Origin of the sequence: Arthrobacter terrae (genome assembly GCF_015708085.1) — a bacterium.
GTDB lineage: Bacteria > Actinomycetota > Actinomycetes > Actinomycetales > Micrococcaceae > Arthrobacter_M > Arthrobacter_M terrae.
This window is the reverse complement of sequence record NZ_JADNYM010000044.1, coordinates 1-8,842: the sequence shown is the minus strand read 5'-3', so window position 1 is coordinate 8,842 and position 8,842 is coordinate 1. Positions and strand designations below refer to the sequence as shown.

Here is an 8,842-nt window from a genome sequence, read left to right as displayed (position 1 = left end):
TACATCGAGGTCTTCTATAACCGCTGGCGCCCACACAGCCACAACAAAGGCCTTCCACCGGCCACCGCCATGACCAATTTCAAGCCAAACCAGCAGCCGCTTCCAGCCGCTGCCTAACCAAAAAGAAGCTAGCCGACTGTCTCACATCCTTGACACACCTCAATCCATTCCATCCTCGACCTGGCCCGTTCCGATCCGGTCACGATCCGGGACCGCTTCTCCGTGGTCATGATGCGCACCGTCCTGGAGCTGCAGGGAACACCCTGCATCCCCATGGAAGAAGAACGAATCGGGAGAGACCAACTCATCTTCTCCCGCTCCTTCGCTACCCCCATCACCACCACCGCCGAAATCCGGCAGGTCATGAGCGTCTACGGCCAGCAAGCCGCAGCACGGCTGGCCAAACACGGCCTCCAAACCAAAGTTCTTACCGCCTTCGCCGGCATCTCACAGTACAACCCGAAGGACACCTCCTACCCCTCAGTGTGCGTCCCGCTGCCGATGCCCACCGCTGACTCCGTGCTCCTCACCAAAGCCGCCCACGCCCTGTTGCCCCTCATCCACGAAGGCGTCAGGTACGCCAAAGCCGGGATCATGGTCACGGACCTGCGGTCACCGGCAACCAGGCACCCCTGGCCCTTTTCGAGAACCCACACGAGGAACGCCACGTCGGCACCCTCCTGGAAGACGTAGCCCGCCGGTACGCGCGCGGCTCCATCGGCCTCGGCCACGCCGGACTCCGAGGCGGCCCGGACTGGTCCATGAAACACCCCTAGAAAGTTCGTTTCCGGGAGACCGGTGACTGTTCCCATCGCCCAACTCGTCACAGCGTGGCCCCCGGTGGTTCCGGCATTGGACCAGGTCGTAGGAATTCGGCCGCAACGCGGGTTAGGTTAACGCCATGACCGAAGAACGCACGGCGGATGCCGGGGAAAGTCCTCTCGGGAGCCGGCATCCGGAGTGGGATCTGATGTACCGCAAAGGCCTGCCCTTCGGGCGGATCGCCGAACTCTGCCACGCACCCAAAAGCACAGTCCACCGCCACCTACAGGTACACGGCAGGACGGACCCCGGACTACGACAGGACCATGAAGCCAACCGCCCACCCCTGACCGGCCCGCATCGGCGACCAACGGATGCCTGGACGCAGCGGTTTAACCAGCTACAACTGTTTATGGTCACCCATCAGCGGCCACCAGCCACCACGGGACAACAGGACACGGAACCGTCCCTGGCCCGGTGGCTGAGTCAACAACGCTCAGCCGCCCGACACGGACGGTTGGGACATGCTGCGGAAGAAGCACTGGATTCGTTGGGGAACTGGAGGACACCGCAGCGAACCCTTCACGATGGACAGCGATGGATCCACCGTCTGACTGAACTGCGCAGCTTCATTGACCAGGAACGGCGCTGGCCCAGATACAAGGGCCCACGTACCGAGGAGGAACGCATCCTCGGTGTCTGGCTGCACGGACAGAAACAAAAACACACCCGCAACACCTTGACACCGGCCCAGATCTGGTTTCTGGATGAAAGAGTCCCAGGCTGGTCCGGACTGCTGCGTGGACAGGTCCCACTCCCCCTCTAGGCGCTCCTGCGATTCTTGAGGTCCCGGTCGCCGAAAGCTACTAAAAAACCGCCGTATACACCGTTCACGAGACAGTCCCCAGCTCGGACCCCGGCTAGGAAGCAGCGTGCTCTCACATGCCTCCTGTCCCCTTTCGTTCAGCCAACGTTCCAGGCAACGCACGCCGTGTGGAATGCTGATGACATGGTCGAGCGTCAATATGATTTGATGTCCACGTGGCACTTGGATGCAGATCCGGAATCTGTGTGGTCTGTCATAGCGGACCCGGATATGAGCTGGCCAACATGGTGGCCGGGCTGTTCGTTCGGTGGACCGCTGGTCCGATCAGCGATATCCAGCGAGTCGCCAGCCGCTGTCCTATTAGCCACGACTGCGCCGCTAAGATTTCGCGCTGCCCTCGGTTACAAGCTCGGCATTACAGTCCATCCAACGATGGTGAAGCCACCGCACCGGATCGAATTCGATGCGGGAGGCGATTTGGTGGGAACCGGCAGCGTGGCGCTCTTTCCCGCGGGCCGAGATGGCCCCCTAACGAAAATGCAGATCGAGTGGCGGGTCCGTCCGACGCAGCGATGGATGCGACTCCTAACCCCGATCGCGGCTCCGGCCTTCACTGCCGCCCACCGGCACTTGATGAGAAAGGGCGAAAGAGGCTTAAGGGCAGAGTTGGCGGGAGTAAAGACCTGCAACGGGAAATAGGACCCACGGCAGAGCCGCGGTGTCCGCCCGGTCCGTTGAAACCCATGTCGAGCGGGCCTACGATTGGAGACATCGTCCCCGGTCCCAACTCGGCCTGCGTTGGTGCCACAAGTGGAGGTCTCAAAGATGCGAATGCACGCGAGTCTCGCCGACAGCTTCAGACTCCAACAGCAGGCACGCCCGGAAGCCTGGGCAGAGACGTTCCGGGAAATGGTCCTCTTCGATTTGGCCGCCGACATGGAGCTCGGCTTCTTTCTCGCCTACTATCGCAACTTTGCCGTCCCCAGCATCGCGGAAACCCTCAATGCCAACGGTGAAATCCCGCAACGGCCCATGAAGCGTTCCTACGACACGGCCATCGTCATCTACGAAATGATCGTCGCAGGCCTGGACAGCGACCGCGGCCGACATATGACCGCGCTACTGAACCACGTCCACCGCCACGTCCCTGGCACCAGCGATGACTTCCGCTACGTCCTGCTGACCCTCCTTGTCGTCCCGATCCGCTGGACCCAAAAACACGGCTGGCGGAAACCCATCAGCTCCGAGATTGAGGCAGCTACGAGGTTCTTCCTTGAACTTGGCCAGCGAATGCACCTCGAAAGCCTTCCCAGGACCTTCGAAGACGCTGCAGTCCTCTTCGACGCCTATGAGGCTAGCAACGTGAGCGGATCCGGTTCGGGGCGCCAACTGATGGACTCGACTATCCAGGTCCTGCAGAGCCGGCTGCCGCGCGTCTTCCGGCCGGTGACCCGACCAATGATCGCTGCAATGCTCGACGACGACCGGCTCTCGGACGCGCTCAGCCTCCCCCGCGCCAAACAGCTGATGCAGACCGCGCTCAGCGTGGGCCTGGCAATCCGCAACGCCGCCTACCGTCGTCGTCCGCTCAACCCAGAACCGCACTTCTCCCCCGGCAAGTCCGCGAGCTCGCTCTACCCCGATGGGTACACCCTCGATCAGATCGGGCCAATGAACGTCACGGCCCCGGCAAAGGCGGCCAGCCGTGAATTACCGTGAGGCCCGCAAGGTCGCAAGATCCGCTGACCGCCGCCTGAACCTGCCATCCGAAATCACCTTGGACTCGATCCGTCAAGCCATTGAGTCCTCACGTCGCCAACCCATCACCATCGTCGAACTTCCCCGCCTCACCGGCGCGGACGTCTGCGCCCTGTGGCTCGTTCTCGACGACCAGGACCTGATCATCCATGCCCCGACCCGTTCGCCGTGGCACCGCCAGCACCTCATCCTGCACGAATTCAGCCATATGATCCTGCACCACGACATCCACGCAATCAGTCCATGTCCACCCGTACAGTTGCCCGGGCTGGATATTAGCAGGATACGGTCCACGCTGAACCGCAGCAGTTACGGCGACGACGATGAACTGACCGCCGAGGCGCTGGCGGACCGGCTGGCCACACGCCTCATCCACAGCACCACCAACCGAAACCACGAGCCGCTATCCTTCAATGAAGTGTTCGGCTAATGGAATTCGTCCCCGCCCTCACGCTCTGGACCCTCTCCGCACTCCGCCTCCCCACCATGTTCGACGCCAAGCGCGCAAGCGTCTTCCGCGCCACCGTTCTGGCCGCCGTCGCATGCACCCTCTACGTCCCCAGCATCTATATGGTCGCTGACCGCGATTTGGGTGGGTTGAACTATGCCGGACTGCTCCTGCTCCTTTTCCTACTCTGCGGCTTCTGGCAGTTCCGCACAGCCATCGTGCTGGCTATGGTTCCCAACAGAGAACGACGACGACGGCAAGTCACCGTCGGCCGCGCGGCTATCGCGTGCGCCGGGGCCGCCGTCGCCGTCGGATTCTTCACAAGCCGCACGAACGCGTCGGATCAGAACTTCCCGCTCACCTACGGCGACCAACCCGGAATGGCCGTATTCCTCTGGTCGGGTTCGGCCTTCATAATCTGGGTCTGCTACGACATCGCAAGGGTATGCCGACATAACGTCCCTCAAATGCGCTCCAGAGCGTTTAGGGCCGGATTCGCGCTCATCGGACTCGGGTGTCTCGCGTTCGCCCTTGTCCTGGTGGACCGCCTCGCCTACGGCGCAGTCCTCCATAGCGAGGGTCCGCACGGCGCAGACATCGGTGTCCTAGATGCTTTCTACTCCATCGGTGAAACATTGGCCGTTCTCATGGTCAGTCTCGGGCTCATCATTGTGCGCATGCCAGGACAACTGCACCGCGAAAGGCTGGGATTCCGGTCACGGATCCTCCTCATCAAATTATTTCCACTCTGGCGCAAACAGACCGCCCAGCGGCCGGATCTAGTCCTCGAGCCGCCCATTAGCAACGCGTTGAACACCTTTCGGCGTCATCCCGAAACACAGCTGCACCGCCGCGTCATTGAGATCCGCGACTGCGAAATGGCCCGAGGACATATGGCTCCTGCGATGACGCCCCGTGACCTGTCCCTCCTCGAACACGCTGAGGACGTTCTCACTCGGCATGCCTAGAAGGGCTCAAGGCTCTATAAGCCCTCCTCAGGGGCGCCGTTATTCGTATACGTTCAGGAAGGCCGGCCGCTGTATACGGGAGCTGCGTCGTTGCCGGATTCTTTACCAGCCGCGTTGACGTGACAAACCAGAATCTGAGCCTACTGGAAACGGCTGTGTAGATAGCCGCTGCCCGCCTGCACCGATGGCTCATTGAGATCTTCGATTACCAGTTTCGCGGCCTAACACTCCTCCGGCACTGACGGCACGCACCGGCTGCGCGGTCAGGTAGTCGGCGCTCCCACTAGCCATGAGTAGGTGCAGCTGGCATTAGCCGGCGGTACCGGCGAGCGGAGGCATCATGGAAAAGCTCAGTATCAAAACCCCTGACGACTTCATCGCCCTCATGGGCCATAGTCTTGGCTTCTGGCCTCAAGAAAGCCTCGTTTGCGTCCTAATCGACGACCACCGCATCGGGGGCACGTTAAGGGTCGACCTGCCACGGCCCGGTACCAACACCGACCACTTCGTTGACCAGATCGCCCACTACGTCGGCAAGGACCGTGAGGCAACCGGCGTCGTCTTCGGCCTCTTCACCCGCTCCCCCTGGACCCTAGGCCAAAGGCGACCACACGAGGAATTCGTGGAAACGCTGACTGAAAGGCTCGGTGAACAGGGCGTCATTGTTCGGGATGGGTGGCTGGTCGGGAACGCTACGTTCACCAACTATCTGCGGGCGGACACCGGTGCGGAGACCAGTCATCCACTGGATGGGGTCCTATCCAGCGAGCTCAACGCCGAACTTGTATTTCGCGGATCCAGCGTCGAGACAACGCCGAGTTTCCGTATCCCTGTCCTGCCCCGTTCGGACCTCAGCGCCGAAGTCCTGCGGCACAGTTTCCGAATTGAAGCCATGAACCCGCGTGCTGCCATCGTCCGCGCCCGTGCGCTTTGGAGCAAAACGCTCGACGCCACCGGAGAACCTACTGACGATGAAAGCGCCGAGCTCATAGCCTCCTTGAAATTCATCAGTGTCCGCGATCGTCTTCTTGCCGACATCCCTGGCCTCGACGACAGCATGCGCGACCTCCTTCTGGGCGAAACCCAACGGCCTCCCCACTGGCAGCGTGTCGACCGCGCATCCGACGTCCTGTTACATCTGTATATGCGCGTCGACAACGCCGACGCCGCACCCGTTCTCACCTGCCTCGGCATCATCCAATGGTGGGAAGGCCACGGCAGCAAAGCCCACCAATGCTTCCAACGCACCCTCGAATCCGACCCAAACTACCGTCTGGCCCAACTCACAGATCAGCTCGTTAGCGCTGGCATCCTCTCCACCTGGGCCACCAGCCGCCAGACCGCCTATCAGCCGCCCCATACTCGCGGCCCGGAAATCGGAGGTATGGGGATGGCATAGACGACCGCATTCCCAAGTAAAAGTTGGATTCTCTTAGCTGGGTGGTCGGTTCCCGACACAGGCATCCGGTGTAGTACTGACCTGTGCAACACCAAGCAGGCCAAAGCCACCAAAAGGCTAAAGCGTGGAACTGAACATCAAGGCCAAGAAGACCCGCCCATACCGGTCCCAGACCGACAGGAAAATCGAGCGGTTCCACGGAGCCCTCGCCGGCGGAGGGCGTTCCAACGCTTGGTTGGAACCACGGGATCCATAGATCCCCTCTGCAGGAGCCACCGTTGGACGTTGCACATATGCTGACTGCCCACAGACGCCATCGGCACTGAACATCTGCTGCTTGCGCTGGCTTTAGACCGTGACACTGTACCGGTCGAGCCGTCGCCACCCTTGAGCTCCCGATGGAGTCCCTGCAAGAAGACATCATCAACACCATCGGCAGATCACCTGCTCGCCGACCTGGCGTTAAATCGAATCAACTTTCGGTGGCCAATCCGTAGGCAGTACGTTAGCTGGCTTCGGCTTTCGTTCGTCGTCAGGAACATCGTCATCCCAGTCGAATATCGGGCTCGGGTTCCAGAACTTCGGCTCTTCAAAGGAGACGACACCGGCGCCGAAGTCGGTGGAGATGAAACTTATAAAGCCTCCGCCGAACGTCGTGCGGTAGAAAGACGTCCGGTCTGCACCGAATTCCGTGCCATGGAAGCTGGCCCTTGCTCTGCTAAACACCGTCAAACTGAAGGTCGTCCAACCCCCGCTGAATACCGCACTGTTGAAGCTGCTAAAACCACTACTGAACGTCGCACCGTCGAAGCTGGAGCCACTACTGAACTTCGCGTTTTCGAAGCTGGTAAAGCCGCTCCGTAATATCGCATTTTTGAAACTGGAGCCGCTACTGAACTTCGCATCGCTGAAGAGTGTCCACTCACCGTCAAACACCACACCATTGAACCTGGCAAGGGCTCCGCTGAACGTCACACCACGGAAGTAGGTCGCTTCCCCTCTGAACCTCGCACCGTTGAAGTCGACACTTTCGAGGATGGCGCCCGTGAAATCGAACGAACAGGGAGACCAGGATTCTTTCGCGTCCTTTTGGAGGTGGGCGGTGATGACGCGAACGATGGTTTGCCGAACCTCTTTATCATTCTGCCGATACAGGAAATGGTGCGTGTTCTCTTCACCCTCACGGCCCGGCATTTTATGCTGTCGCTCGGTCTCGTGGTTCGCCCCCAGCTCGGGCGAGTACGGCAGGCGGAGGTAGGCGCAGAGGACGTCCACACACTGCTGGCGTTCGTGAATGCTGCGTGCCTCATCCGCCACCCCGGCCATCGCATAAACGCCGGCGAGCCGAACGGCCACATCTGCACTGCCGAGCTGATTGGCCGCGGCGCCGAACCGTTCAACGAAACGGCTCTGCTCAATGCCGAGCTGTCGGCGGTAGGCGACGACGAGGGCAACCACACCGCCGATGCCGGCGACAATGGTCAGCGCGAACTGGGTTAGGTCCTTTGGTTGGATGGCCTGGTCCCCGACCGGAAGGAAACGGTGGAGCACCTGGTATGCGGCGAAGGCTACCAGCACTGCCGCGATGACGGCGCCGAGCACGGCCGTGGAAAGTTTCGCGCGCCCGACCACCCTTGAAGATCGCTGACGCCACGGCGTCAACCAGGTCCAACCTCGTTTGACGCGGGGCCACAAATTGGAACTCCACCAATTCTTGAATCGTCGAAGGCCGCTGACCTTGACTGCGCCTGTTGGGGGTCCGCCGGAATTATCCATGGGCCCATCTTCACACCCGACATAAAGAATTTGGTCAAATGCTTGAGCACCAATTTCCGCGACGCAAGCCACGCCCTCCGACGCAGAATCCTTTTCCGCTTCATCATTGTGTGCGCGGTAGCCTCCGGCGACAGCCGCGGGACCCCTGGCCGGAAAATCTGCCGTGGTGGACGGTTGGCTTGCATATTGGTTACGTCCCGTAGAGTGGTGGAGTTTCCGGCTCTTGAGCTTCGGATTTCGGAAGTGTTGTGGCGCTTATGGGCACGGCATTCAACGATGTGTCCGTTACGCTCGACTCCCACACGCCCGTGGCCGGTTATGCCAGCATGCTCAACCCCCTCGCCGCAGCGGTATAGCAAAGCATGCTTGCCTCTTGACGGCCACGGCCGCCAACCCAGCATCGATATCCTCCCAACTGGCCCGCAGCCTGCAAGCGGCTGAAAACACCTGGCGCCGCATAGAGTACGAATTCGGGCTTCTCACCAGAGGTCGCGCACCTACTCGGCTCCAACAAACCCAACCGCAGTGTCGCCACCCATCACAGCACCACCGGGTGGCTCGCGGCTCTACTTCGAGGAAACTCCTACCGTTACCCTGGTTTTCAGTTCAACCGCGAGCAGGGCACCATCCTCCCGATCATGCCCAAACTCATCTTCTTGGCCAGAGCCAATAACCAAACCGACGAGGACCTCATCCTCTGGCTCTGCTCCCCCACCAGCTACTCCCTACGTGTCAGGCTGGAACGGTACCAAGGGCTCATAGCAAGTCCATTTGATCGCGTGGGGCGAGAACCAGGAATCCAATAATCATGTCCAGTCCAGTTTTGAGTGCATTACGCGAAGATGGTCTTATGAGTAGTTCCGGACCGCGTGCCGGTGGACCGACCCCTCGGAGGTCGTTCACCT

The 8,842-nt window shown here is 60.7% G+C and carries 7 protein-coding genes and 1 pseudogene; 7 read left to right on the top strand and 1 reads right to left on the bottom strand.

The window, feature by feature from the left end:
* Positions 1-162 precede the first annotated feature (162 nt).
* The 7 genes and pseudogenes from IV500_RS20940 to IV500_RS22405 all read left to right on the top strand — a co-directional run.
* Positions 163-767, top strand: a pseudogene (locus tag IV500_RS20940) (DinB/UmuC family translesion DNA polymerase); the annotation flags it as partial.
* Positions 768-901: 134 nt separating this feature from the next.
* The gene (locus tag IV500_RS20935) at positions 902-1,588 is read left to right on the top strand and encodes a helicase associated domain-containing protein (RefSeq protein ID WP_196398755.1); all 687 of its coding nucleotides are present in this window, start codon (positions 902-904) and stop codon (positions 1,586-1,588) included.
* 831 nt (positions 1,589-2,419) lie between these two features.
* Positions 2,420-3,307 (top strand): oxygenase MpaB family protein, encoded by an 888-nt coding sequence (locus IV500_RS20925; RefSeq protein WP_196398753.1) that lies wholly within the window; start codon positions 2,420-2,422, stop codon positions 3,305-3,307.
* On the top strand, positions 3,294-3,776 hold the full coding sequence (locus IV500_RS20920; RefSeq protein ID WP_196398752.1) for a hypothetical protein: 483 nt from the start codon (positions 3,294-3,296) through the stop codon (positions 3,774-3,776). Before IV500_RS20925 ends, IV500_RS20920 begins: the two co-directional genes overlap by 14 nt.
* Complete coding sequence (locus IV500_RS20915; protein WP_196398751.1) at positions 3,776-4,762, top strand: MAB_1171c family putative transporter; 987 nt, start codon at positions 3,776-3,778, stop codon at positions 4,760-4,762. The genes IV500_RS20920 and IV500_RS20915 overlap by 1 nt, the downstream gene beginning before the upstream one ends.
* 340 nt (positions 4,763-5,102) lie before the next feature.
* A complete protein-coding gene (locus IV500_RS20910) occupies positions 5,103-6,161 on the top strand; it encodes a DUF4192 domain-containing protein (RefSeq protein WP_196398750.1) in 1,059 nt (352 codons plus the stop codon).
* A gap of 124 nt (positions 6,162-6,285) precedes the next feature.
* On the top strand, positions 6,286-6,417 hold the full coding sequence (locus tag IV500_RS22405) for a hypothetical protein (protein WP_376770242.1): 132 nt from the start codon (positions 6,286-6,288) through the stop codon (positions 6,415-6,417).
* A 206-nt stretch (positions 6,418-6,623) separates the two neighbouring features.
* Here the strand turns inward: IV500_RS22405 and IV500_RS20905 are convergent, their stop codons facing one another.
* Positions 6,624-7,937 (bottom strand): pentapeptide repeat-containing protein, encoded by a 1,314-nt coding sequence (locus IV500_RS20905; protein ID WP_196398749.1) that lies wholly within the window; start codon positions 7,935-7,937, stop codon positions 6,624-6,626.
* Between the last annotated feature and the right edge of the window lie 905 nt (positions 7,938-8,842).

Excerpts from the sequence above, each read along its gene's own strand:
- IV500_RS20905 (WP_196398749.1), bottom strand. The coding sequence starts at position 7,937 with ATGGATAATTCCGGCGGACCCCCAACAGGCGCAGTCAAGGTCAGCGGC.
- IV500_RS20915 (WP_196398751.1), top strand. The coding sequence starts at position 3,776 with ATGGAATTCGTCCCCGCCCTCACGCTCTGGACCCTCTCCGCACTCCGC.
- IV500_RS20925 (WP_196398753.1), top strand. The coding sequence starts at position 2,420 with ATGCACGCGAGTCTCGCCGACAGCTTCAGACTCCAACAGCAGGCACGC.
- IV500_RS20910 (WP_196398750.1), top strand. The coding sequence starts at position 5,103 with ATGGAAAAGCTCAGTATCAAAACCCCTGACGACTTCATCGCCCTCATG.
- IV500_RS20935 (WP_196398755.1), top strand. The coding sequence starts at position 902 with ATGACCGAAGAACGCACGGCGGATGCCGGGGAAAGTCCTCTCGGGAGC.